The sequence below is a fragment of the Streptacidiphilus sp. PAMC 29251 genome, from assembly GCF_054208735.2.
In genome coordinates, this window is the sequence record NZ_CM135725.2 from 145,480 (window position 1) to 168,733 (window position 23,254).

The 23,254-nt window shown below is 70.5% G+C and carries 20 protein-coding genes and 1 pseudogene; 2 read left to right on the forward strand and 19 right to left on the reverse strand.

Translation table 11 applies throughout. The features are described 5' to 3' along the window. Window positions 1-183 precede the first annotated feature (183 nt). The 4 genes from ACXKR8_RS00815 to ACXKR8_RS00830 all read right to left on the reverse strand — a co-directional run bounded on the left by ACXKR8_RS00815 (window position 184) and on the right by ACXKR8_RS00830 (window position 5,066). Window positions 184-570 (reverse strand): hypothetical protein, encoded by a 387-nt coding sequence (locus ACXKR8_RS00815; RefSeq protein WP_458270983.1) that lies wholly within the window; start codon window positions 568-570, stop codon window positions 184-186. 295 nt (window positions 571-865) lie between these two features. Then, on the reverse strand, window positions 866-2,143 hold the full coding sequence (locus ACXKR8_RS00820) for a carbohydrate-binding protein (protein ID WP_462100211.1): 1,278 nt from the start codon (window positions 2,141-2,143) through the stop codon (window positions 866-868). After that, entirely contained in the window at window positions 2,137-3,906 is a 1,770-nt protein-coding gene (locus ACXKR8_RS00825; protein WP_462100212.1) for a glycosyl hydrolase family 65 protein, read from the reverse strand. The genes ACXKR8_RS00820 and ACXKR8_RS00825 overlap by 7 nt, the downstream gene beginning before the upstream one ends. Beyond that, a complete protein-coding gene (locus ACXKR8_RS00830; RefSeq protein ID WP_462100213.1) occupies window positions 3,897-5,066 on the reverse strand; it encodes a hypothetical protein in 1,170 nt (389 codons plus the stop codon). Before ACXKR8_RS00830 ends, ACXKR8_RS00825 begins: the two co-directional genes overlap by 10 nt. Before the next feature lie 644 nt (window positions 5,067-5,710). Between ACXKR8_RS00830 and ACXKR8_RS00835 the strand changes: the two are divergent. Next, a pseudogene (locus tag ACXKR8_RS00835) lies at window positions 5,711-6,663 on the forward strand (transposase). A gap of 199 nt (window positions 6,664-6,862) precedes the next feature. Here ACXKR8_RS00835 and ACXKR8_RS00840 read toward each other — a convergent pair. After that, entirely contained in the window at window positions 6,863-7,915 is a 1,053-nt protein-coding gene (locus ACXKR8_RS00840) for a helix-turn-helix transcriptional regulator (RefSeq protein WP_458270985.1), read from the reverse strand. Window positions 7,916-7,981: 66 nt separating this feature from the next. After that, the gene (locus ACXKR8_RS00845; RefSeq protein ID WP_458270986.1) at window positions 7,982-8,560 is read right to left on the reverse strand and encodes a hypothetical protein; all 579 of its coding nucleotides are present in this window, start codon (window positions 8,558-8,560) and stop codon (window positions 7,982-7,984) included. Between the two features lie 79 nt (window positions 8,561-8,639). Between ACXKR8_RS00845 and ACXKR8_RS00850 the strand changes: the two genes are divergently transcribed. Next, entirely contained in the window at window positions 8,640-10,256 is a 1,617-nt protein-coding gene (locus ACXKR8_RS00850) for an IS1182 family transposase (RefSeq protein WP_458275274.1), read from the forward strand. Window positions 10,257-10,347: 91 nt separating this feature from the next. On the opposite strand, the gene ACXKR8_RS00855 is transcribed toward ACXKR8_RS00850, so the two are convergent. From ACXKR8_RS00855 to ACXKR8_RS00915, 13 genes are all read right to left on the reverse strand, one after another. After that, entirely contained in the window at window positions 10,348-11,766 is a 1,419-nt protein-coding gene (locus tag ACXKR8_RS00855) for an IS4 family transposase (protein WP_458267007.1), read from the reverse strand. 87 nt (window positions 11,767-11,853) lie between these two features. Beyond that, window positions 11,854-12,873 carry an AAA family ATPase gene (locus tag ACXKR8_RS00860; RefSeq protein ID WP_462100214.1) on the reverse strand — a complete coding sequence of 340 codons (1,020 nt, stop codon included), beginning with the start codon at window positions 12,871-12,873 and terminating at the stop codon, window positions 11,854-11,856. A 724-nt stretch (window positions 12,874-13,597) separates the two neighbouring features. Next, a complete protein-coding gene (locus ACXKR8_RS00865; RefSeq protein WP_458270988.1) occupies window positions 13,598-14,482 on the reverse strand; it encodes a recombinase family protein in 885 nt (294 codons plus the stop codon). Between the two features lie 210 nt (window positions 14,483-14,692). After that, window positions 14,693-15,151: a hypothetical protein gene (locus ACXKR8_RS00870; protein WP_462100215.1), complete on the reverse strand. Its 459-nt coding sequence runs from the start codon at window positions 15,149-15,151 to the stop codon at window positions 14,693-14,695. Continuing rightward, window positions 15,073-15,876 carry a hypothetical protein gene (locus ACXKR8_RS00875; protein WP_462100216.1) on the reverse strand — a complete coding sequence of 268 codons (804 nt, stop codon included), beginning with the start codon at window positions 15,874-15,876 and terminating at the stop codon, window positions 15,073-15,075. Before ACXKR8_RS00875 ends, ACXKR8_RS00870 begins: the two co-directional genes overlap by 79 nt. 33 nt (window positions 15,877-15,909) lie before the next feature. Next, window positions 15,910-17,586, reverse strand: a complete 1,677-nt coding sequence (locus ACXKR8_RS00880; protein ID WP_458270990.1) for a radical SAM protein — start codon at window positions 17,584-17,586, stop codon at window positions 15,910-15,912. A 50-nt stretch (window positions 17,587-17,636) separates the two neighbouring features. Continuing rightward, window positions 17,637-17,774: a hypothetical protein gene (locus ACXKR8_RS00885; protein ID WP_462100217.1), complete on the reverse strand. Its 138-nt coding sequence runs from the start codon at window positions 17,772-17,774 to the stop codon at window positions 17,637-17,639. Then, complete coding sequence (locus tag ACXKR8_RS00890; protein WP_462100218.1) at window positions 17,771-18,364, reverse strand: TIGR04283 family arsenosugar biosynthesis glycosyltransferase; 594 nt, start codon at window positions 18,362-18,364, stop codon at window positions 17,771-17,773. Before ACXKR8_RS00890 ends, ACXKR8_RS00885 begins: the two co-directional genes overlap by 4 nt. Further along, a complete protein-coding gene (locus ACXKR8_RS00895) occupies window positions 18,361-19,035 on the reverse strand; it encodes a TIGR04282 family arsenosugar biosynthesis glycosyltransferase (RefSeq protein WP_458270992.1) in 675 nt (224 codons plus the stop codon). The genes ACXKR8_RS00890 and ACXKR8_RS00895 overlap by 4 nt, the downstream gene beginning before the upstream one ends. Continuing rightward, on the reverse strand, window positions 19,032-19,820 hold the full coding sequence (locus ACXKR8_RS00900) for an MTAP family purine nucleoside phosphorylase (RefSeq protein WP_458270993.1): 789 nt from the start codon (window positions 19,818-19,820) through the stop codon (window positions 19,032-19,034). Before ACXKR8_RS00900 ends, ACXKR8_RS00895 begins: the two co-directional genes overlap by 4 nt. 4 nt (window positions 19,821-19,824) lie before the next feature. Continuing rightward, complete coding sequence (locus ACXKR8_RS00905) at window positions 19,825-21,258, reverse strand: radical SAM domain-containing protein (RefSeq protein ID WP_458270994.1); 1,434 nt, start codon at window positions 21,256-21,258, stop codon at window positions 19,825-19,827. Beyond that, window positions 21,258-21,719, reverse strand: a complete 462-nt coding sequence (locus ACXKR8_RS00910) for a MauE/DoxX family redox-associated membrane protein (RefSeq protein ID WP_458270995.1) — start codon at window positions 21,717-21,719, stop codon at window positions 21,258-21,260. Before ACXKR8_RS00910 ends, ACXKR8_RS00905 begins: the two co-directional genes overlap by 1 nt. Next, window positions 21,716-23,125 carry a dihydrolipoyl dehydrogenase family protein gene (locus ACXKR8_RS00915; RefSeq protein ID WP_458270996.1) on the reverse strand — a complete coding sequence of 470 codons (1,410 nt, stop codon included), beginning with the start codon at window positions 23,123-23,125 and terminating at the stop codon, window positions 21,716-21,718. The genes ACXKR8_RS00910 and ACXKR8_RS00915 overlap by 4 nt, the downstream gene beginning before the upstream one ends. Window positions 23,126-23,254 lie beyond the last annotated feature (129 nt).

A 23,254-nucleotide genomic window follows, 5' to 3' on the forward strand; every position in this document is an offset into this window, starting at 1 on the left:
CCCTCTGGGGGGCAACCGCACACTGACCGCCTCCGTCCAGGACGGCAGTCGCAAGTCGCGGGTGTGTCATGAAATCGTGATAGACCCGGCGTGCTCGGCGGCGTCGAAATAGGAGATCCACGCCGGGGCCGGGGCGGCTCGGCCGCGGTGAGGTGCTGGTCGGCGACGGTGGTGATCGGCTTGCTATGACAGCTGTACGCCTGCGGAGGGCGTCCGCCCGCAAGTTCTGTTGCGGTTCGGCGGGAGTTCGATCACCTGGCAGCCCAGTCCCCGAAACTGGTCGACGATCGTGCGGGCCTTGGTGTCGCAAACTGAGAAGACGAACGGTCCTGGTACCAGGACGACCCGGATGATTTCCTGCGCCGCGAGTTCGATGAGGTGGGTCAGGGCGGGCAGGGGCCCGCAGGATCGCAGGCCGTTGTCCAGGAAATCCGAGGGCATCGGGAGCCCGAGCTGGTCGGCGAGGCGGTGCAGGGCGTACCGGTGGGCCGGCATCGCCATCAGGTCGAACGGGTAGCAGCGCAGGTAGATGGCTGCGGTTCGAGGGGCGCGGAGGTTGGGTGCGTTCATGTGGTGCTCCTGGTCGCACTGGCGCCCGGGGCGGTCCTTTGCGGGCGTTTTGTCTGTCGATATCCAGGACACCGTCCTTGGCCCCTTGGATCCATGGGTGGGAGTGGTGATTTCCCCATCAATTGGGCCCGGACGTGGGGGGCAGATGGGTAGGGGTCGTCGCACAGGGGCGGGGTGGGGTAGGTAGGGGGCCGGTCGGAGCCTCGGGGCTCCTGCGCAGCTGACAGCCCTGGGAATGCACCGTTCCGGCTCGGGGGGCTTCCCCGGGCCGGAACGGTGTGGGTGCGTGCTGCGGTCAGCCGGCTGACGCTGTGATGCTGTCGATGTTGACGTAGCCGTTGTCGCTGGGGCCGACGAGCAGCTGGACGGCGTTGTCGCCTGCCGGCAGGGTGACGGGGAGGGTCACGGTGCCCCAGGTGTCCCAGCTGCTGGTGACCGGCAGTTGGACACTGGTGGTGGTGCCGCTTGCTGCCAGCGACAGGGTGCGGGCGGAGCCCTGGCCGTTCGCGTAGCGGATCGCGATCGTGTACGCGCCGGCGGTCGGGGTGTGCACGGTCAGGGTGTCGGATGTGCCCGGTCCCCAGTGGTCCACGAAGCCCGACCCTGTGTAGCCGGTGTGGTTGGTGGCCTGCTGGGTGCCGCCCGCCAGGGCGCCCTGCTCGGCCTCGCAGACGGCGCCGGTGGCGCACGGCACAACATCAACGGTGATGCTGTCGATGTTGACGCTGCCGTCGTTGCTGGGGCCGACGAGCAGCTGGATGGGGTTGGCGCCCTTGGGGAGGGTGACGGGGAGGGTCACGGTGTTCCAGGTGTCCCAGTTGCCGGTGACCGGCAGTTGAACACTGGTGGTGGCACCGCCGAGCGTCAGCGAGACGGTGCGGGTCTTGCTCACGTAGGGGGCGTTCTTGCCGCCGGTGGAGTTCGCGTAGCGGATGCCGACGGTGTAGGTGCCGGTGCGCGGAGCGTTGACCAGCAGTGTGTCGGAGGCCCCTGGGTAGAGGTCGGCGAGGAAGCCGGTGCCGGTATAGCCGTTGTGGTTGGTGGCCGTTGCGGCGCCGCCGGCGAGGAGGCCCGCTTCGGCCTGGCACGCGGTGCCGGCGTCGCACGGTGGTGCGGTGAGGGTGAGGCTGTCGAGGTTGACCAGGCCGTTGTCGTTCGGGCCCACGGACAGCTGGATGGGGTTGTCTCCCTTGGCCAGGGTGAGGGGGACGGCGACGGTGCCCCAGGTGTCCCAGTTGCCGGTGGGCGGTAGTTGGACGCCGGTGGTGGTGCCGCCTGCTGTCAGTGACAGGGTGCGGGTGCCGCTGTTGCCGTTGGCGTAGCGGATGACGGCGTTGTAGTTGCCTGCGGTGGGGACGGTCATGGTCTGGGCGGCGGATGCACCTGGGCCCCAGTGGTCCACGAAGCCGGTGCCGGTGTAGCCGGTGTGGTTGGTGGCCACCGAGGTGCCGGTGAGGGCGGCGCTCTCCGTCTCGCACGGGGTGCCGGCGGGGCAGGTGGCCGAGACGAGGCCCGTGATGCTTCGTGTCGTGGTGATCGCGGAGTCCTGCCAGGTGGTGGTGGCGGTCAGCACCGCGGCCGGGCCGGGGTTCGAGGGGCGGTGACGTTCCAGGTCACGGTGGCGGAGGAGCCGGGGGCGAGAGCAGCCACGGTGGTGCTCGTGGTGGGGGTGGCCGTCCAGCCGTTGGAGACGTTGAGGGCGGCGGTGACCGCGGTCGCGTCGTGCCCGCCGTCTGAGGTCAGGGTGAGGCTGACCGGTGTGGACAGGCCGGCGGCCGCGGTGAACGAGGAGCCCGACAGTGCGGCCAGGAGGTGCGCCGAGCCGGCGGTGGGCACGTTCAGTTCCGCGACGCTGGCGTTGGCCCCGCCGCTGAAGGTCAGGGTCACGCCCTGGGCGGCGGTGCTCGGCCATGTGGCCTGCAGGTCGCCGGCGGCCGCAACGGCTCCGGTGGCGACCTGGGTCCAGTCGCCGGCCGGGGACTGGACCCAGGCCTGGTAGTTCGCCGGGCGCGTGGGTCCCCAGTGGATCTCGACGCGGTCGGCCTGCTTGCCCGCGGGCAGGGTCACGGCGAGGGAGGAGGTTGCCGAGGTCGCGGACCAGTAGGTGGTGTTGTTGCCGTCGACGGCGGCGGCCGGCAGGTTGACGGCCCCGGAGGAGGATGCGGCGGCGCTCTGGCAGCGGGCCTGGTTGAGGGTGGGGGCCTGGTCGGGCCTGGCGGTGGGGACGGTGAGCGGGGCGCCTTGGCCGAGGCTGTGGCTGCCGTCGGGCGTCTTGACGGTGATCGGCGCGCCGGAGGCGAGCGACACGGTGGTGGTGGCCGGGCCGATGGCAACGGTGACGGACCTGCCCTGGTACTGCAGGCCGGTCAGGGTGACGCCGTTGCCCAGTTGAGGGGGGAGCATGGGGTCGAGCACCAGGGCGTCGGGCTGCCAGCGCAGTCCGGCCAGACCGTAGGGGAAGGTCTGCAGGAAGCCACCGGCGCCGGTCGCGAAGGCGAAGGCCGGGTTGCCCTGGCCGGCGGAGGGGCCGGAGTTCTTGGTTTCGTTGAACTGCTGGAAGGGGCCGCGCAGGAACGGCTTGTAGGAGTTCTCGAAGAGCGTGTAGGCCGCGCAGCCGGGCTCGCGGGCCATGGCTGCGATCACGGATTCGACCGATGCGGTCATCGCCGGGCCGCCGACGTCGGTGAGCGGCATGTACCGCTCGAGGTCGGCCGCCGCAACCGCGCGGTCCGTGATGTACCCGATGGGGTAGGACATGAGGACGGTGTCGGCCTGCTTGATCGTCTTGTTGGTGTAGCCCACGTACTCGGGGTGCGTGCCGTCCGCGTCGACCGGGATGTTCAGGTTGTCGGCGATCGTCGTCCAGCGCGGGTCGGGGCTCTGCCCGAGCGCCTGGGCGGCGAGCACCGCACTGCGCAGGGACATGACGGCTCCGGCGTTGGTCATCGCGTTGTCGGTGACGCCGTTGGCGTACTCGTCGGCGGAGTCCACCCGTGCGAGGTGGTACTTGCCGTCCGGTGTCTGGTTGACCCGGCTGGTCCAGAACGCGGCGACGTCGCGGATGACCGGGTAGCCGTACGAGCGCAGCCACGGCAGGTCACCGGTGGCCTCGTAGTACTGCCACTGGGCCAGGGCGACACCGTTGTCCAGATGGACCTCGTTGTGCGTGCAGTCGGTGCAGCTCCCGTTCGGGCCGTTGTGCCAGGCCCAGGCGCCGCCCGCGTAGCCCTGCCGGGCGGCGTTCGCCTCGGCGGCGGCCTTGGTGTTGTAGCGCTGCATCACGACGGACTTGGCGAGTTCGGGGTGGAAGGCCAGCAGCGATGGCATCATCCACACGTCGGCGTCCCAGAAGATCTGGCCGGCGTAGTTGTCGCTGGACAGCCCGGAGGGGGGATGCTGAACGAGACCCCGGCGCGAAGGCTCGAGTAGAGCAGGTAGAACGCGCTGTTGGCCGCTGTCTGCACATCGTTTCGGCCCGTGACCGCCACGTTGGGTGCCCACAGCTGCGACCAGGCGCCCTGGTGGCGGGTCATCAGGTCAGTCCAGCCACTGGCCGCGGCCGCGGTGACGGTGGCGGCCGCCACCTGGCCCGGGTCGCCCGGGTCGTTGGACGTCGATATCCCGACGTACTTGGTGAAGGTGTAGGTCTGACCCGCCGTCACCGGGACGCTCCACTGCTCGCCGGCGGTGGCGGCGCTGCCCGCCGGGGTCAGCGCGGCGCGGGCGGAGACGGTGGCGCCGGGGCCGGCGACCATCAGCTGAGTCTCCGTGACGGCGGTGTTGGTTCCCGGGCTGACCAGGTTGACCGTCGAGGTGTCGGCTGCGGTGTCCACGCTCCGGGATGCGGGGTTGACGCGCTGCGCGTCCTGGCCATCGATCAGGCCGCTGAGCGAGAGGCCGCCGCTCCACGCGGGGGTGACGGTGACCTGGACCTGGCCCAGGTGCATCACGTCGCGGTTGGCCGCGACGTCGAAGGTGACCGCAGTCGACTTGCCCGCTGACGGCGTCCACGTCATCGACGTGGTGACGGTGGCCTTGCGCAGGTCGAGCGTCTGCCTGTAGTCCGTGATCTGAGCCGCCGACACCTTCGCGTCCAGGTTCTGGTCCCCGACGCCCAGGTTCATCGTCGACCATGTGGGCAGCGCGGAGATCAACTCCTCCTGGATGCTCGTCGCGGTACTGGTGTCCTGGTAGACGCCCGCCACCAGCGCCGTCGTGCTCCGGGGCGTGTACAGCGGCCATCCGGACTTGGCGCTGAACTGCTGATAGCCCTGACCGACGGCCGACACGCGCTGCGAGAGGTAGCCGTTGCCCACGAACGGGCTCGTGGTGTAGTCCTCCGGACTGAAGGAGGTGTTCGTCAGGACCCACGGGTCCGCGGGCCCGGCGTCGGGCTGCGTCACCGCGGGCGTCGGCGACCCCGCGGCCACCGCGGGAACAGCGGCCCACACCGGCACCGCGCACAGCAGCGCGGTGAGTGCGGCCGTGAAAGACACGGCAAGTCTGCGCCGCGGTACTTCTAGTCCAGGCATGGTGAGCTCCAAGGTGGTGCGGAATATCTGCGGTCGGCGAGCCGGGCAGGCGCGACACAGGAATAGGCAGTAAGAGTTGAAGAGCTAAGTCTGTTAAATCGGGCGAAGGCAGAAGGTTCCGCCAACAAGAGTTGAAACCTGAGACCTCTTGCTTCCGTGCTTTTCGCTTCCCGCTCCGAAGGTGCACCCGACCCTGCAAAGCCCTGTGAACTGGACGCCATCATCGAGAGGGGCGATGGCACTGTCAATGTTTCTGGCGAGTAAACCGCCCGGTGATTCCAGAACGTTTCCTTCATGTATTGATGACCATGAGCACCGAGTAACCGCCCCAGCCGCGTGCTGCCCGGGTTATGTGCCTGTGTGGGCGCGGGCCATGAGATGGTCGGTCCAGGGAGCTTCAAGGCCTGCGCCGGACGGCGGCGGCGCAGGCAGCCACCGATGACGGAAGAAGGCGGCGCCCCGCCCGCGTCGGCCGCTGGCCGGGCTCGAGGTCAAGGCTCGTGCCGGTCAGGGTGGGTTCACGCGTGAGTCTGCGCTCACGAGGCTTCGCGCGACCGATCACGGCTTACGGCGCGGTGTACGAATAACGATCGTGGTATTGCCCGGACATGAAGCAGGCCGTGCGGTGGAGTGGTGTTGTGACGCATCACCCGGGCCGCACGGCCTTGTCCAAGCGTATCTTCACCGGCCTCCAGCCGCGGCGACTCGGCAAACTCGTCGCCGAACTCGCCGGCGTCTGGACTGCTGCCGAGGAATCCCGGCTGCGTGAACGCCGAGGCCACGAGCGGTTGCGTGCGGCCGGGGCCGGCCCCGACCACGATCTGGTGTTCGTGGACCGGATCATCGTGACCCTGGTGGCGCTGCGCTTCCAGCTCCCGCACGCGGCCCTGGCCGAGCTGTACCGAGTGGACCGCTCCACGGTCACCCGCGCGATCCGTGAGATCAGACCGCTGCTGGCCGCACGCGGATTCGCCGTCAAGGACCATCCCGAGCTGCGGCTTCGCACCCTGGCCGACGTCTTCGCCTACGCGGCGGCCGAGGGCGTCGAGCTGCGATTCGACGGGACCGAGGTCCAGGTCCGCCGCCCGCGCGCCAACAAGCCCGGCCGACGTGCGTTCGTCTCGGGCAAAAAGAAGATGAACACCAAGAAGGCCACCGTCGTCACCGACGGCCAGGGCCGGACTCTGTGGGCCGGGGCGTTCCGCCCCGGGCGGATGCACGACCAGACGGCGGTGCGCACCGAGGGAATCGCCGACCTGTTCAGGCAGTTCCCACAGGTCAAAGCCAAGGTCGACGCCGGATACCGGGGCCTGGCGAAGGAGTTTCCCGACCAGGTCCAGGCTCCGCCGCTCAAACCGAAGAAGGACGCGACACCCAGGAACTCGCGGCCTGGAACGCGGAACGCCACCAGCAGTCGTCGGAGCGCATCTGCGTGGAGCACGCCAACGCCGAGCACAAGCAATGGCGCACCCTGCAACGCTTCCTCGGCCGCCGCGAAGACTTCGACGAGACCTACACAGCCGTAGCCGGCCTGGTCTCCGACCGCGCTGCCGAGAGGTGATCACCCATCAGACAACCCGCCAGGCCGACACGCCCTGACCTCAATCGCACACAGCGCCGTTAGCAGTGACGCGGGTCGATAACCCCGCCACGGGCGAGCGGCCGAAGGCCCGCCACTTCCCCGCGCACATCGAACAGGCGCGGGTGCGGTGCATGTACCCAAAGCGGATCCACCCACCGCTCGCGGAACGGACGCTCCTTCAGCCGGGCCCCTGGGCCCGATCGTGCCAGACCTCGCCTACCCGATCGCGTCGAACGCCGAGCTTCTGGAGGACCTTGGCGACGTGGTGCTCCACCGTACGCGGGGACAGGCCCAGCGCCCCGGCGATCGTCTGGTTGCTCTCACCCCCGACGAGCAGCCCCGCCACCTGCCGCTCCCGCGGGGAGAGGCCGGGGCCGTAGTGTCGGCGCGCGCCTGGGCCGGGCCGGTCCTGGCCGACCTCGCGCAGCACCTGCTCGCACCGCGACGCGGACGCCAGCGCGCCCAGCCGCTCGAAGATCTCCAGCGCCGACCGGAGCAACCGTTCCGCCTCCTGCGGGTGCGCCCCCACCAACTGCTCCCCGGCCCTCGCGGTAGCCCGGGCCGCGCCGACGGGCCGGGCGATGGCCCGGTAGCGACCAGCCGCCTCCTCCAACAGGTCCGTGCCGTACCTGGGCCCGGACAACGCCGCCAGGACGCCGCGGCAGTACAGCAACTCCGCCTCGACCGCCGGCGCGTTGCGTCCGGCCAATCCGCGCTGCGCCTCGTCCACGACCTGCCGGGCCTGATCGTGCAGGCCGATCTGTTCGGCGGCCAGCACGGCAGCGGGGATCAGTCCGGTGGCGGACAACCAGTGCTGCAGACGGCGGTAGACGGCCAGGACAGGCTGCAGTGAGTCCCAGGCGTCCTGCGGGCGTCCCTCCATCAGGCTGATCCGGGCCACAAGGGCCGCGCCCGCCTGGCCCAAAAACGTGCTGTGGAAATCCGGGGCCCCCAGCGATGCCAGCGCCTGCCTCGCAGTGCTCCAGTGCCCGCGCTCGGTTGCCAGGACCGCGCGCACGTAGCTCACCTCCGACGCGATCCAGGAACCTTCCTCGCTCTCCAGGGCCATCGCCCCGGCGCGCACGTCCAGACCCTGCCAGCGACCCGCCGCCAGGTCCAGGAGGAGCTCCAGGGCGTTGTGCGCCGCCAGCAGGGGCTCGTGACCGGTGCGATACGCCAGCGGTCCCGCTTCTGCGGACAGCCGACGGGCACGGTCGTCCTCCCCGCGCATATAACAGGCGTCCGCGGCGTTGTGCAGCGCCCGGGCGGTCTGCCGCAGGACGTCGCGATCCGGATGCTAACGCGGCAGGCCCTCGATCAGGTCCAGACTGCGCGGATCGGCGTCCGTTTCAAGGACAGCGATAGCCGTCGCCGTGACCGTCGCCCGTGCCACCGGCCGGTCGCACCGCCCGACGGTCTCCAGGGCCCGGGCGATCCACCCCCCGGCACGGTAGCCCAGGCTCTGCTGCTGGAACAGACCCAGCAGCGCCATCGCCATCGCGGCGAGATCGGGGCGGTCCTCCAACTCCCCGATCGCCCGTTGCATCTGCTCCATCCCGCCGTAGCCCGGGCTGTGGTTGAGCAGGGTGCGTGCCAGGTTGATCCGGATCTCACCGCGGATCGCTGTCGCAAGCTCGGTGTCGTCGGCCAACTCGCTCAGCAAAGCGATGCTCGACGCCTGGTCCACACGTCGAACCGCGATGCGGCTGAGTTCGAGCGCCGCACCGCTGCGCTGCTCCGCTACAACGAGCGGTTCGGCCAGGAGCTCGCGCAGCAGACCGGCGGCGACCCCGTCGTCCCCAGTGAGGGACTCTGTCGGGGATCTTGGAATTCTCAGGCGGAAGGGCATGGTGATCGGGCAGGCTCGGCTGGTCACAGCCGTTCGTCTTCTCTGAGGTGAGCCAGTGTCCCTCCGTCCGCGTTCTGGTGAGCAGGTTCCTTCCGCGACCGCGCGGGTGGCTCGGGCGAGCAATCCCCGTGGCACGACAGCGATGTGGGTGCGGGACCGGCTGGACGGGCTGTGGCACGATGAGGACTTCGATGCCTGGTATCCGCGAGACGGGCGACCCGGGCTCTCACCGTCCCAGCTCGCCACGGTATGCGTGCTGCAGTTCCTGCTGAACCTCTCCGACCGGCAGGCGGCCGAGGCAGTGCGCTGCCGGATCGACTTCAAGTACGCCCTCGCGCTGGATCTTGATGATCCCGGCTTCCACCACAGCGTATTGTCCGACTTCCGCGAGCGGCTGGCCCAGGATGATCGTGCTGATGCCCTGCTCGATCTGGCGCTGGCCAGGCTGAAGGAGGCCGGGCTGGTCAAGGCGCGTGGCCGACAGCGTACCGACTCCACCTATCTGCGGGCCGCCGCTCGTGAACTGACACGGTTGGAGCTGGTACTGGAAGCGGTTCGCGCTGCGTTGGAGGAGTGCGCCCGCACCGGGCCAGAACTCCTCGACGGCCTGGTGACCGAGGACTGGGCGATGCGCTACGGGCGCCAGGTCCGCCTCGTCAGCCAGCCCAGCCATCCGGCCGCCCGGCTCAAACAGGCCGGCGCCGACGCCGCCGAACTCCTCGACCGGATCTGGCGCCACCGCCCCGGAGCAGCAGTGATGCCCGCGGCGCAGGCTCTGCGGCAGATCTTGGTGCAGCACTTCCTCGTCGATGCCCGAGGCCAGCGGCGTCCGCGCGCGGAGAAGGACGGCCTGCCGCCGACGGGGCGGCGAATCGAGTCCCCCTACGACCTCGAGGCCCGCTACGTCCGTCGTGGCCACCGCACCTGGACCGGCTATCTCGCCCATGCCACCGAGACCTGCGACGAGGGCAGCGTCAACGTCATCACGGACGTGGCCACCACCGTCCCGACCAACGACAGCACAGCGCTGCCCGGCATCCATAGCCGGCTCAAGCGGCGGTGCCTGCTGCCCGCCCAGCACCTGGTCGACGGCGGCTACACCTCGGTCGTGCTTCACGACACCGCCGCCCGTACCCACCGCGTGACGATGGTCGGCCCGGTAAAGTCCGGCAATTCCTGGCAGCGCAAGCAGGGCACCGGGTTCGCCCGGGAGGACTTCACTATCGACTTCGAGAGCCGGACGGTCACCTGCCCCGCCGGCAAGGTCAGCGGCAACTGGTATGAACTGCCCGCGATGGCCCCCTACACCATCGTCCGGTTCAATCCCGCCCACTGTGATCCCTGTCCCGTCCGCGCCTCCTGCACCAGCGGCAAGGCACCGCGCACCGTGAACTTCCTCCCTCGCCACCTTCACGAACTCCAGACGCAGAACCGTGCCGACCAGCAAGATCCTCAGTGGCAGAGGCTCTACGCCTCCCGTTCCGGGATCGAGGGCACCATGAACGAGCTCGCCAACGGCCACCGTATGCGCCGCTGCCGCTACCACGGCGTGGCCAAGGCCCACGTCCAGCACGTCCTGACCGCGATCGCCATCAACATCGAACGCCTCAGCAGTCAAGAGCCAGAGGACTCCGCCTACCGACCCCGTCCACCGACGACGTTTCAGCAGTATCTCGACGACCATGAACTACCCCGCCCCCGCTGGTGGCGCCAAGGACAGTGATCAAGGAAAACCAAGATCCCCGACAGAGTCCCTCAACAACACCAGTGCGTTAGGGCGTTGACCTGCGGTGCAACCGTGGCCTGCGTGGCTGTCAGCGTCGTGGGCGGGCAGTGAGTCCGTTCTCCAGCATTCCGATCTTGGCGCTGAAGGTGTAGGTGGGTGCGCTCTGGGGGTGCTTGCCCGCGTTCGGGGCGTATTTGCTGGTGGTGTTCTTCTTGCTGCGGGCCTTGACGCGCTGTCGGCGGTGCGCGGGCCACAGGTCGGCGAGGATCGCTGCGCCGATCCTTCCCACCAGGTCGGCCTTGTCCTGGATCGTGGTGCCGGCGGCGGTCAGGACGGTGTCTGCGGCGGCCTGCAGCAGCACGGTGAAGCTGAGGCGGTCCATATCCAGGGCGGGCTGGTCGGTGATCGCGTCGGCAGCGGCGCGAATCAGCACCTGGTAGGCGGTCAGCAGTGCCCAGACCTCCTGGTCGAGGCCGTCGATGCTGCGCGAGCGTAGGACGCGGCCGTCCAGGATGCTGGCCTTGATCGAAAAATAGGCGGTCTCCGCCTGCCATCGCTCGTGGTAGAGGTGCAGGAGTTCGCTTGCGGGGTGGGTGGTGTGGTCGAGGAGGCTGGTGAGCAGGCGCCACTGCTCGGTGCGTACGGTGCCGTCGGACAGAGTCACGGTGACCTCGGCCTCGATCACGCGCACCGGCAGGGGCGAGTAGCCCAGGCCGGCCCGGTAGGGGGCGCGCAGGCGGGCCAGGTAGGAGCCGTCTGCGAGGTGTTGAAGGGCGGTGGGGCAGCGGCTGGCGCCCGAGCGCACCAGGAAGTGGGCGCCGGTCGCGGCGGTGTCGGCCAGGAAGTGCACGGCGTCGAAGCCCGCGTCGGCCAGCAGCAGCATCGACGCGTCTAGCACGTGCAACAGGCGTGTGGCGTAGGGTAGTTCACCGGTTGCCTCGGGGCCGAAGGCCGCGCCCAGCAGAGCCCGGGTGCCGCACTCGACGATCACCAGCAGGCGTAGCAGCGGGTAGCCGAACTCCCTCTTCTCGCCGACCCGTTTGGGATAGAGCCAGGTGACCTGCGCGTCTTCGGGCACGTGCAGACTGGTGCCGTCGACGGCCACTGTGCGCAGCCCCCGGTAGAAGGAGCCGGGGCGGTGGCGCTCGCCGACAGGACCCGCCAGCGTCTCGAACAGCACCTTGAGGGGGCGGGCACCCAGGCGGCGCCTCGCCCGGGCGAGCGAGGAGACGGCTGGCCGGACGATCACGGCCGCGGGCAGGTGCGCGGTCAGCTTTCCCCACACCGCCCGGTACGAGGCGTGCTCGAACAGCGCGAGAGCCAGGACGAAGTACACCATCACGCGGGCGGGCAGCAGCCGCAGCCGCTTCTCCCGCGCCCCGGTCTCCTCCAGCACGGCGTCCACCAGGGCAAAATCCACGATCTGGGTCAACTCGCCCAAGTGGCCCGGCGCGTAGACCCCCGGGATCACCTGCATGGCGGGCGTGGTGGCAGACTGATCGCGCAACGGGACTCCCGATGATCATCCGAGCTTGGCAGCAAGATGATCTATCAGGAGTCCCGTTCGACGTTCACGCCGGGGTTGCGCCGCAGGTCACAGGCTTAACGCACTGGTGTTGAGTCCCTCAATGCGCACCGCGTGCTCGGCTGCGGCCACCGCGCGGGGAACCCAGGCCGCCGCGTCGCTCGAACGCCGCGTGTGGTGAGCGATCTGCAGCAGCGGCACAGGTTCCCGCAGGGTCAGCGCCTCGACCGCCCGCCGGTGCATGCGCCGCCGCCGCGGCCCCGGGATGCTCTCGTACACCGTCCGCGCGGCAAGCTCGTGGCGGAAACCGTAGCGGCCCGAGGACGGCTCGACGAGGACCTTCTCGATCAGTGCCGTCGTGAGCGCGGCCTCGGCCGCCTCACCCTCCACGTCCGCCACCGCGGCCAGCAACTCCTCCTCGGCCGGCCGCGCCAGCACCGCCGCCGCCTGGACGAGGGCCAAGGCGTCCTCGTCCAGGCCCTCCACACGGCTCATCACCGCTTCGTGCAGCGCACGCGGCACCCTCGCATCCGCGAGCACGGCCGCCGCCCGGCCCGCCCGCGGCTCACGGGCCGCCAAGACCAGAAGATCCTCCTCCACCACCAGCGGCAGGCCCGCGCTGCGCGCGTACAACTCCGCTGAAACCGCCCGCGCGGCGGGCACCCCCAGCACCGCGGTCGCGAACTCCCGCACCTGCCGCTCACTGAACGCGACCATCCGCAGATCGACACCGCCGACCCCCACGGGCCGCCGGTACGGCGGCCCCAGCACGCACCCGGAACCCGGCAGGTCATCGGAGCGGTAGCTGAGAACGAGGCGCAGCTGCTGCGGCGGATTGCGAGCCAGCAGGAGCAGCAGCTCGCGTGTGGCCTCGTCCGCCCAGTGGACGTCCTCCACGACCAGGACGAGGGGCCCGAGGGCGCCAAGAACCTGGTGGACAGCTCGTACCAGCTCCTGGCGTATCGGTGGATCGAACATCTCGACCTTCGCCGGCAAGGCGGCCGCGAGTTCGGGGACGTAGGCGGCCAGCAGCGATTGTCGAGGACCCGAGGACGGTCGATGGCTCCAGGAGTGGGCCAGCTCCTCCAAGCGCGTCCATCACGGGCCCGAACGGCAGCGGCTCACGCAGAGGGTGACACCATCCCATCAACACCGGGACACCGGCTCGTTCGACCAGCGGCCTCACCTCCGCGAGCAGCCGGGACTTGCCCGCCCCTGCCTCACCGTCGACAAACACCACCGCCGGGGCCTTGACGAGCGCCGCCTTCAGAGCCCCGATCTCATCGCGGAATCCCACAAGCGCGAATCCCGCAGGCCCCCGACGCGCCCACTGCCGCATGTCCGCCATGCCCACATACTCCCTCCAGTGGGAGACCATGCCCTCCAACCCACCGTACGCCCGCAATGTCGGGTGCAGCTGCCGGGCGGGCGGCATCCGGGGGTCCTCATCAGCAGGAGAGCACCCCGCGCCGACACCGGCTCGTCTGGGGCCGGACCGCTCAGTAGGTGATCGTCGGCTCCGAGGATGCCGAACGTGCGGCAAGGCCGGGTTTTCAGCGGCACACTCCAGGCGGGCGGACCGGGACCGGGGGATGTCTCCGGCATGGAGTTCGGCGAAATCCGTGCGTGCTTGCTCGACGGCCTCGGGGTACGTTGGGCCCCCTCGCCCTCGGCGAGCACCCGGTAGATGCTGGCCAGGCCGGGGTTGTGGGGGGGCGGCCGCCGTGCCTGCCCTTGCGGGCGGCCGTGAAATCGGTAACGTGCGGTACGTCAATCCCCGCCGAACGCCGAACGGCTGCTGCCGCGCGTGAGCTCACCCGTCCGCGCCCGCGCCACCGGCCGCCACGGATGCTGACTCGTCGTGCTCGCGCAGCATCCGCATGACGGTGGCCGGCGACGGGTGCTGTCCCTTCTTCGCACCTTTGGTGATGACCAGCCGCGCGGCGATGTCACGCAGGCTCAGTTCCTGGCCTCGTAGGTGAAGGGCCATGGAGAGCATGTCGGTGTCGGTGACGCCCGCGCCGCCGATGGTCTTGCCGCGTTTGCGGGCGGACTCATGGCCCTCCAGGGTGCGGTCGCGGATGTACTCGCGTTCCATACCGGACAGGGCGGCCAGCACGGTGAACACGACGCCCGAGGGGTCGTGGGAGCCCTGGAGCTCGCCGGTCAGGAACTCCAGCCCGACACCGCTCGCCTTCAGCCCCTCCGCCAGGGTCGCCAGGTCGATGCCGCGGCCGAGCCGCTTGTGCTCGTGGACCACGAGGGTGACCTGGACGCCGGAGGCGCGCAGTTCGCCGGCGAGGGCGACGGCCCGCTCCAGTTCGGGGCGCTTGGCGGCGCGGGTGGAGATCTTCTCCGAGAAGACGCGGGTGACCTTGGCCTCGGCGAGGGAGTCGAGTTGGGAGTCCAGCGACTGGCGGGCAGTGGACGCGCGGGCGTACCCCAGGCGCACGTGCCCGGCCGGACCGGTGCCGGCCTCGGCCGGGCGGGGCAGTTCGCTCCACGCCGACCCGGGCCTGCGCACAGCGGGGACGGGGACGGTCAGTGCCTTGGCGAGCGAGGGCACCAGCCGGAAGCGGGCGGTAAGGTACTGGACGGCGACCTTCCCCCTGCCGGTGCGGCACGGCGAGCCCGCAGGGGCCGCACAGGCGGACATCGGACAGGGATGCGATTCCACGCGCTTGAAGTCGTCGCTCACGGCCCCGAGTGTTTCATGTGTCCGTTTCGTTTGTCGATGCGTTTGCAACGACCCATGAAACAGAGAACGTGCAGCCCGGCCATCGGCCGGCGCGGTGTTTCACAGGCGAACACCTATGAAACAGCGATCGGCGTGTGACGACGGGTCAGCGCTCGTTGCGGTAGTCAACCATGCCCCGCGGCCGCCCATCGTGCAGGTATGTGACCGCGCTTACGCTCCGGCAGGTAGCAGCAGTGATTCTTCGGTGTAGGCAGCGGTGAGCTGGTCGATCTGCTCGTAGCCGGTGCGCAGCAGGAAGGTGTTGAGGCGGCCGTAGGACTTGGCGCCCAGGATGAAGAAGTGCGGCTCGGGGTTGCGCAGCGCCTCGATCCCGACGGACGGCTGGGCGAGACAGTCGCCGCCTGCGGAGCCGAGGAGGGCTGCGGAGAGGTTGATGGGGGCGCCGGTGGCGTAGCACTCGTGAACCTGCAACTGCCGGTAGAGGGAGGCGTCGCCGGTGTAGCCGGTCAGTGCCACGACGTGGTCGCAGACGATCTCGCGCGGGCCGCCCTCGGTGGCGAGACGGGCACGCACCCGGTCACCGTCGGGGCTCAGGGCCTGGACGTGGGTGCCGGTGTGGACGGTGAGCCGGTCGTTGGCGCCGTCGGCGAGGGCCCGGGAGGTGTCCACGAGGTGCTGGCGGCCGGGCAGGGTGTCGTCCGGTACGGCGCCCCAGTTGGGTGCCGGGCTGCGTACGGCCCACTCGACGCGGGTGCCGGGCAGGGCGGCGAGGTCGCTGGCCGCGGTCTGGGCGGATTTCCCGGCGCCGACGAGCAGGACGGTTCCCGTCCAGCGGCCGGGGGCGCCGGTGTCCGGGAGGGTGCGGGTGATGCGGTCGGCGAGGGCGCGTTCGCCGGGGCGGGGATGCCGCCGTCGCCCAGGGTGTTGGGGTGGGAGTAGGTGCCCGTGCAGTCCAGGACGAGATCCGCCTCGGCGGTGTCCTCGCCGTCAGGAGTGTCCAGGAGGAGAGTGAAGGGTGCGGCGGCGCGGATGTCGGTGCCGATGTGCTCGTGTTTGAGCAGACCGGTGCGTGCGATGCCGGCCACGCGGGTGCGTAGCCTGATCCGGCCTTCGAGGGCGGGCAGGGCGGCGAGGAGGTCGAGCAGGCGGGTCGCGAGCTCGGCTCCGGTGGGGCAGTCGTCGCCGGTCGGGGCGTCCGGAAAGTGGGTGCGCATCCGGCCCGAGACGTTCAGGTCCCACGGGGTGAAGAGGCGTGCATGGCCCCAGGCCCGCACGTGGGCGGCGACGGTGTCCCCGGCTTCGTAGACGGTGAACGGCCATCCGGCGTCGGTGCAGGCGAGAGCGGCGTCGAGGCCGACGGGTCCGGCGCCGAGGATCGCGACGTGTCGCGGCATGTGGATTTCCCTTCCGTTCTGTACGGGTACGGGTCAGATGGCGCAGTGGACGGGGCGGGGCAGGGTGCCGTCGGTGAGGCGGGCGGTGAAGAACCGCTCGGTGACCAGTTGTTTGCCTGCGGTGAGCGGGGTTCCGGCGGGTGCGAGATGGAGATCGGGGCTGGTGGCGAGGTCGGCGCCTGCGGGGTGCCAGTGCAGTCCGTCGGTTGTGACGGTCAGTTCGGGGATGCTGGAGTCCTCGCCGATCTCCACTCCGCTTTCGGCGAATCCTCGGCGCAGTAGCGGGCGTACGGCGAAGTGGTCGGCGGGCAGGCCGAGTCCGGCCAGCAGCTCGGCGACATCGGTAATCTCGTGGGTGTTGTCCGGGGTTTCGGTGAGGACGACGCGCGGAGGCAGTCCGAGGCCGATCAGGTGGCGGATGCCGTCGAGGGTGCGCTGCCAGGAGCCGGAACCGCGGTGGAGGTCGTGGGTGTGGGCGGTGGCGCCGTCCAGGGACGTCTGGACGGTGAGCTTGCGGTCGGCCAGATCCGCGAGGCCGGCGGCGCGGCGGCCTCGCAGCAGCATCGCGTTGGTCATCACGACGGTGGGCAGTTCGGCGCAGGCGTAGTCGAGGAGGCCGACGATGTCAGGGTGCAGGAAGGGCTCGCCACCGGTGAGGTACAGCTCGGTGAAACCGGCCTGTACGGCCTCGTCGACGAGGGCGCGGAAGGTGTCGGTGGGCAGGGTGCGGGCGGCAGCTTTCGGGGAGGAGGCGACCGCGCAGTAGTCGCAGGCCAGGTTGCAGTGGAAGTTGGTGTAGATCCACAGCCGTGACGGGAAGTACGCCGTGCCGAAGAGCGGCACGACCGGACGCTCGCCTTCCAGGGCCTGGGGCGCGGCCTCTCCCCACCCGTCGTCCGCGGGCCGGAAGCCGGAGGGCAGGGTGGAGCGGTAGAGGTGGTAGCGGCCCCGGGAACGCTCACGCGGCGGCAGGATCTCCAGGCAGGTGGTCCACCAGCCGGTCTCGATGGTCTCGGCGAAGATCTCGGGCAGCCCGGCGGCGCGCATCGATCGGGCCTGCGCCCGCCAGTCGTACGCGAGCGGGATCAGTTCGGCGCTGACGTGCCCCTCGGAGAGGTCGAGCATTGCGTACCAGGCCTCGCGGCGGCCGTCGTTGGCGGGTTTGCCGAGCACGCCGACGTTGACGGCGAGGGTGTCGCCGATGCGCCGCTGCCAGGGCAGACCGCTGTGGGTGCACAGCACGACGTCGGCCCCGGATGCCTCTACTCGCAGGCGGTGTTGCTCCTCGGGGAGGGACTCCCACCAGAAGTCGTTCAAGGCCAGGGTCGAGCCGTGGACCATGTGGACGTCGACGCCGTCGATCGTCTCCCGGCGCTCGGTGGGCAGAGTGCCCATCCAGGCGGCGAAGTCACGGCCGGTGGTGGCGAGCGTGTGGTCGTAGATGAGTTGGGCGTACTCGTTGTCCTTGGCGTCGCGGTACCCGCAGCCGCAGTCGGTGTCGCCGCGGGCGATGGCCACGTCGTAGTTCCCCGCGACGCACTCGACGTTGTTGTCGGTCAGGATCGGCCACAACGCGTTCACGTCGGCGCCGAATCCGCCGAGGTCGCCCAGGCACAACAGCCGCTCGGCGCCCCGGGCGCGGGCGTCGTCGACGAACGCCTGGAGGGCGTACGGGTTCCCGTAGGGCCCTCCGCAGACTGCGATGCGCATGGGTCGGTCTCCAAAGTGTCGAAGGGCAGAAGATGAGGAAGGAAAGGCGTTCAGGTCCTGCTGATTCGTGCCGCGGACGGGCGCCGGGTCCGCAGGAAGCGGGGACCGGCGGTGTAGCGGGCGCGGATGGCCTGGGGGTCGACGCCGGCGAAGTAGAGGAGTTTGAGGTACTGCATGAAGGCGATCATGCGCCAGGTCCGTGAGCGACCAGCCGGCGTGAGGAGGCCGTCGAGGTGGCGGGCAGCAGGCGCAGTTGGCCGCGGCGGTGCAGGCGCCGCGACATCTCCAGGTCCTCCATGATGGCCAGGTCGGGGAAGCCGCCGAGGGCGTCGAAGGCGGTGCGGCGGATGAACATGGCCTGGTCGCCGAAGAAGTGGTGGAGGCGCCGCGCGCGGGCGTTGGATGTCCACGCGAGGTAGTTCAGGGCGGGTGTCCGGCGGTCGAAGCGGAGGGTGAGGCCGCCTGCGACCACGGCCGGGTCGGCAAGCGCGGCCCGGATCTGGCCCAGGGCTTCGGGATCGATGGCGGTGTCGGCGTGGATGAACCACAGGATGTCGCCGGACGCGTGCCGGGCCCCCTCGTTCATCTGCTGGGCCCGCCCGCGCTCACTGCCGATCACGGTGGCGTGGAGGGCGGCGAGTTCGACGGTGGCGTCGGTGGAGCCGCCGTCCACGACGATCAGCTCGCAGCCGGGGAAGTCCCGGCACAGGCAGCTCACCGCACCGTGGATCGTGGCCTCTTCGTTCAGCACCGGGACGATGATCGACACCCGCGTCATGGCCTCTCCTTGGACTGGAGCAGGGCGGCGATCGGCGCGGGCAGCGCCGGATCCGTCAGGAGCGCGGCGGCGTCCTCGGGGGTGTCCAGGTCCCGCAGTGGACGCAGCATTCCCATGCTCAGTGCTTCGCCGTCGGCGAGGGCGCAAGTCGCCGCGAGTACCCGCTCCGTGCTCCAGACATCCGGGTCGAGGGCGAAGAGCGAGGTGTGGGGTGCTCGAAGGCCGATCAGGTAGTAGCCGCCGTCGAGCGCCGGGCCCAGCGCCACGTCATGGTGTTCCAGGGCGGTGAACGCGGCGCTCAGGCGGTCGCCGGTGAGGGTCGGTGCGTCGGTGCCGATGACCAGCAGCGGGCCCGCGCCGTCGGCGAAGGTATCTGTGACGGCCGCGGCCAGGCGCTGTCCGAGGTCTTCACCGCGCTGGACGAGCAATCGGACATCGGCGGGCACTGCCGTGCTGATGGAGTCCCTGCCGTCGTCCGGGGCGTAGGCGAGGTAGGTCCGCGAGGCATGGGCGGTGGCCAGTTCCACAGTGTGGCGGATGAGTTCTGCCTGAAGTTCCGCGCAGCGCAGCGGGCCCAGCAAGGGATGCAGCCGGGTCTTGACCGTGCCGGGCCGGGGCGGTTTCGCCATGACCAGGATCGCGGGGGTGCCCCGGTGGCCGGTGGCGTTCACGCGTCGAACCGGTAGACGAAACCGGCCCCGCTCACGGCGCTCAGGGAAGGCAGCGCGTGCCCAGCCAGCGTCGCGAAGACCTCCTTGCTCGCCGCCATCCGGTCCAGCAGTGCTTGTACCGGTTCCGGTTCGGGGGTGACGCCGTTGGCGTAGTCGGTGACGAAACCCACCAGCGCCATGGGCAACTCGGCCTCACCAGCCAGGACGACCTCCGGTCCCGCGGTCTGGCTGACGGCGCTCACGCCGGCGGCGGCCAGCGCGGCCACCTCGGGGCGTGAGTTGAACCGGGGCCCGTCGACGTGCCCGTACACACCCTGCGTCGCAACGGGCACCCCACTCTGCCCGGCGGCCGTGATCAGCGCTTGGCGCAGCGGTTCGCTGAAGGGCTTCTCGAAGATCCAGTGGCCGCGGCCCGCCTCGCCAGGGGTGTCGCACCAGGTGCAGGGGGTGCTGTCGGGCAGCCGGTTGGAGGGAAAGTACAGGTCATCGAAGACCACCAGCGAGCCCGGCCGCAGATCCGGGTCGAGGGAGCCGCAGACGGTGAACGACACCACCGCCTCCACCTGCCGGGCCAGCAGGGCGGCCAGGTTGGCCTTGTGGTCGACCTGGCTGGAGAGCCGGTGGTGACCCGCGCCGTGCCGGGACAGCTGCACGATCTCCGCGTCCCCCAGGCGTCCCTCGGTGACGGTGACCTCGCCGTGGTCGGTGACGATGATCCGCTCCGCGGCTCCTTCCAGATGGGGCCAGTCGTAGCTGCCCGATCCGGTGATCACACCTATGCGCATGAAATTACTTCTCCTTCGGTGACGTGCCGGACGAGCGGCCGACGGTGGTGCGGACCTCGACGATCGGCAGCAGAGTGCGAAGTGCCGCGTTCTCGGCCGGGTCGAGTACGGCGTGCTGCACGCAGGCGGGGACCAGGGTGCCGTTCTCGGGGTGGGCCATGGCGTAGTGGCAGGCGGCCAGCCGCTCCTGGGTCTCGCGCAGCCGGGGCTCCACGGCCTGCTCGCCGCGCTGCATCATCTCCCAGGCCGGGGCGACGACGTCGGCGTCCATGAACTGATGCATGACGAACGTGACCGGGCGCACCCGCCTCCGGTGGCGGACCAGCCGCAGCAGCCCGACGCGGCGGGTGGTGCGGGCCAGCCAGCGAAGCGCCGTCACCGCGGTGGACGGGTGGCGGGCCACCACCCGCAGGACCCTGGCCGCGAGGAGGGCGGGCGGGGTGCCAGTGAAGGTGACCTTTCCGAAGTAGCGGAAGAACGCGTCGCGTACGGCGAGGTCGCGCGGGTCGCCGCCGTCGAGGAACGGATACCAGCGGCGGCCGACGTAGAAGCCGTAGGCGGTGCGGTTGCAGCGCACATCACCGTTCTCGAAGACCCGGTAGTCCAGCCGCGTCCCCGCGCCGCGTTCGATCTCCGCCCACACCGCGTCCGGGGTCGCCTCGCGGAACTTCTCCTTCCAGCGCCGCTCGTCGCCGAGGAAGGCGGCGGGCTGGAAGGAAAACATGCCGTAGCCCATGGCGTGGCAGTCGCGGACTACTTCCGCGACCTCGTCGAGGTTGCCCGGGGTGACGGTCATGTTGTGGGCGAGGAAGAACCGCACGCCGTGCTCGCGCCGCAGACGGGTGAACATGGCGGCGAACCGTGCCCGGTACGGGTTCAGCGCCTTCTCGTCCGGCGGGCGTTCGATGCCGCGCCGGCCGTACATGAACTTGTCGAAGTGCGCGGCGAAGGACAGACGCCCGATGCGCCGTGTGCCGTCCGGGCCGAGTGCGAGGCGGGTGAGGTAGTCGTCGTCGAAGTCGCCGTGGGTGAAGCTCATCGGTTCCCTGCCGTGCTGCCGCATGATCGTCAGTGCGGTGGCGTGGTCGTCGGGGGTGAGCAGGCTGACCTCGCCGCCGATGAGCTGGGTGTGGGCGCGGGGGCCCCGCAGCCGGCGCAGCAACTTCATCTGTGCGGCGATCTGGTCGTGGGTGTGGGGGCCGTCGACGCGTACCTGGTTGGCGTCCCGGGAGTGATAGCAGGGGGTGCACTTGAGGTTGCACTTGGGGAAGACGCCGTGGGTGCCCTCGCAGCCGACGCCGTGCCGGCCCAGGATCTGGCCGGGAGTTCTGGCGGTTTCGGGGAGTTCCGCCCAGCGGCGTTCCATGGCCTCGGCGAACTCGGTGTCGTAGGGGCGGGTGGCATGTTCGAGGGCGCGCAGTGCCGTGATGATCCGCATCAGTGGTTCTCCTGGGATGCCGGGGCTGCGGTTGAGGTTCGGTCGGTGAGGATGGCGGACCTGGCCCGCCGCAGTCCGCGCCACAGCAGCCAGGCGTACAGCAGCATCAGGGCGTCCTCGACGAGGACGTACCAGCGCAGCGGCTGGGCGAAGTAGGTCCCGAAGCAGCCGCAGTTGTCCAGGACGAGTCCGCGGGCGAACGCCTGGGCGGCGAGGGCCGACCACACCAGCGCGACGCCCGTGTACAGCCACACGGGTGTGGCGGCGCGGGAGCGTGGCCGGGTGAGGAACCAGCCGGCCGTCACCGCCTCAGCGCTGATCAGGGCCACGGCCAGAGCGGTTGAGGCCGCGCCGGACATCAGTCCGTACGTGGTCAGGATGGCGGGCATCGCGTCGAACGAGGCGAACTGGCCCAGCGCCATCGCCGCCAGGACGCCGCCCAGGACGATGCGGAGGATCACCGGATCACCCTTCTGCGGAGCTTCAGCAGCGCGCCGATGGGACCGCTGCCACGGGCCAGGCGAACGTAGACGTCGGCCAGCGCCGCATGCCAGGGTCCGTCGGCGTAGGTGGGGTAGGGGTGCACGGTGCGGGCGTAGTCCGAGGGCGTCCAGCCCAGGCGCACCGCCGACGCCAGATGGGCGATGGTCTCCCCGGCCCTCGGCGACACCACCGTCGCCCCGACGATCTTCCCGCGCGGGCCCAGCACCAGGGTGGTGAATCCCTCGGTGCGGCCGTCGGCGACCGCCCGGTCGACCCGGTCGTTCTCCAGCGTGTGGACGCGTGCGCTGTCGCCGTACTTTTCGCGCGCCTCGTCGGCGGTGAGGCCGACGCGGGCGATCTCGGGGTCGGTGTACGTCACCCAGGGCACCGCACGGTAGTCGATGGGCCGGCGTACGCCGAGGAGAGCGTCGGCGGCGACCGCTCCGCCCTGCGCGCCGCCCAGGTGGGTGAACGCAGAACGGCCGGTGACGTCACCGGCGGCGTAGATCCGGTGGTTGCTGGTGCGCAGCCGCTCGTCGGTGCGGACATGGCCGGTGTCGGTCAGCTCCACACCGGCCGCCTCCAGGCCGAGGCCCCGGATGTTGGCGCGGCGCCCCGTGACGGCCAGCAGCGCGTCGTACGGGAGAGGGCCACCGGGCCCGTGGACGGCATCGGCGTCGACATTCTCGGCGCGGTAGCCCGTCAGCACGGTGACACCCTCGGTCTCCAGCCGCTCCCGCAACACCTCCGCTGCCCGGGGTTCCTCGCGGGGCACCAGGCGGTCCATCGCCTCCACGAGGGTGACCTGCGAGCCGAGCCGGGCGAACGCCTGGCCCAGCTCGCAGCCGATGGGACCACCGCCCAGCACCACCAGGCGGCGCGGGAGTTCGGCCAGCTCCCAGACGCTGTCGCTGGTCAGCGGGTCGGCCGCGGCCAGGCCGGGGACCGGCACCAGGGCCGGCGAGGAACCCGTGGCGATGAGCGCGTACCGGAAGGAGACCTCCTGCTCGCCCGCGGTCAGGGTTCCCGGGCCGGTGAAGGACGCCGCGCCGTAGGTGACGTCGACTCCGTACGGGGCGAGTGCCTCCGCCGAGTCGTGCGGTTCGATCGCGCCGATCGCCCGTTTCACCTCGGCCATGGCCGCCGTCAGGTCGGCCGGACCGGTCACCGGTGGGAGGCCGTAGGCAGCGGCGCGGCGGGCCGCCTGGACGTCGGCGGCGACGTGCAGCAGCGCCTTGCTCGGTACGCACCCCGTCCACAGGCAGTCTCCGCCCAGCCGGTCCCGTTCGACGAGCAGCGTGCGGGCGCCGAAGCGCCCGGCGGTGCGGGCCGCGGTCAGGCCGGCGCTGCCGCCGCCGATGACCAGCAGGTCGTACCTGTTCATGGTGCGGGCTCTCTCCAGTCGGTGGGCCGCCGTGGGACGGGCGGCGCGCGGTCGTGGGACGTGAGGGAAACCCGCCGGCACAGCCGGGTCCTTCCCTTTCACAGCCCCACGATCACGGTCACGATGACC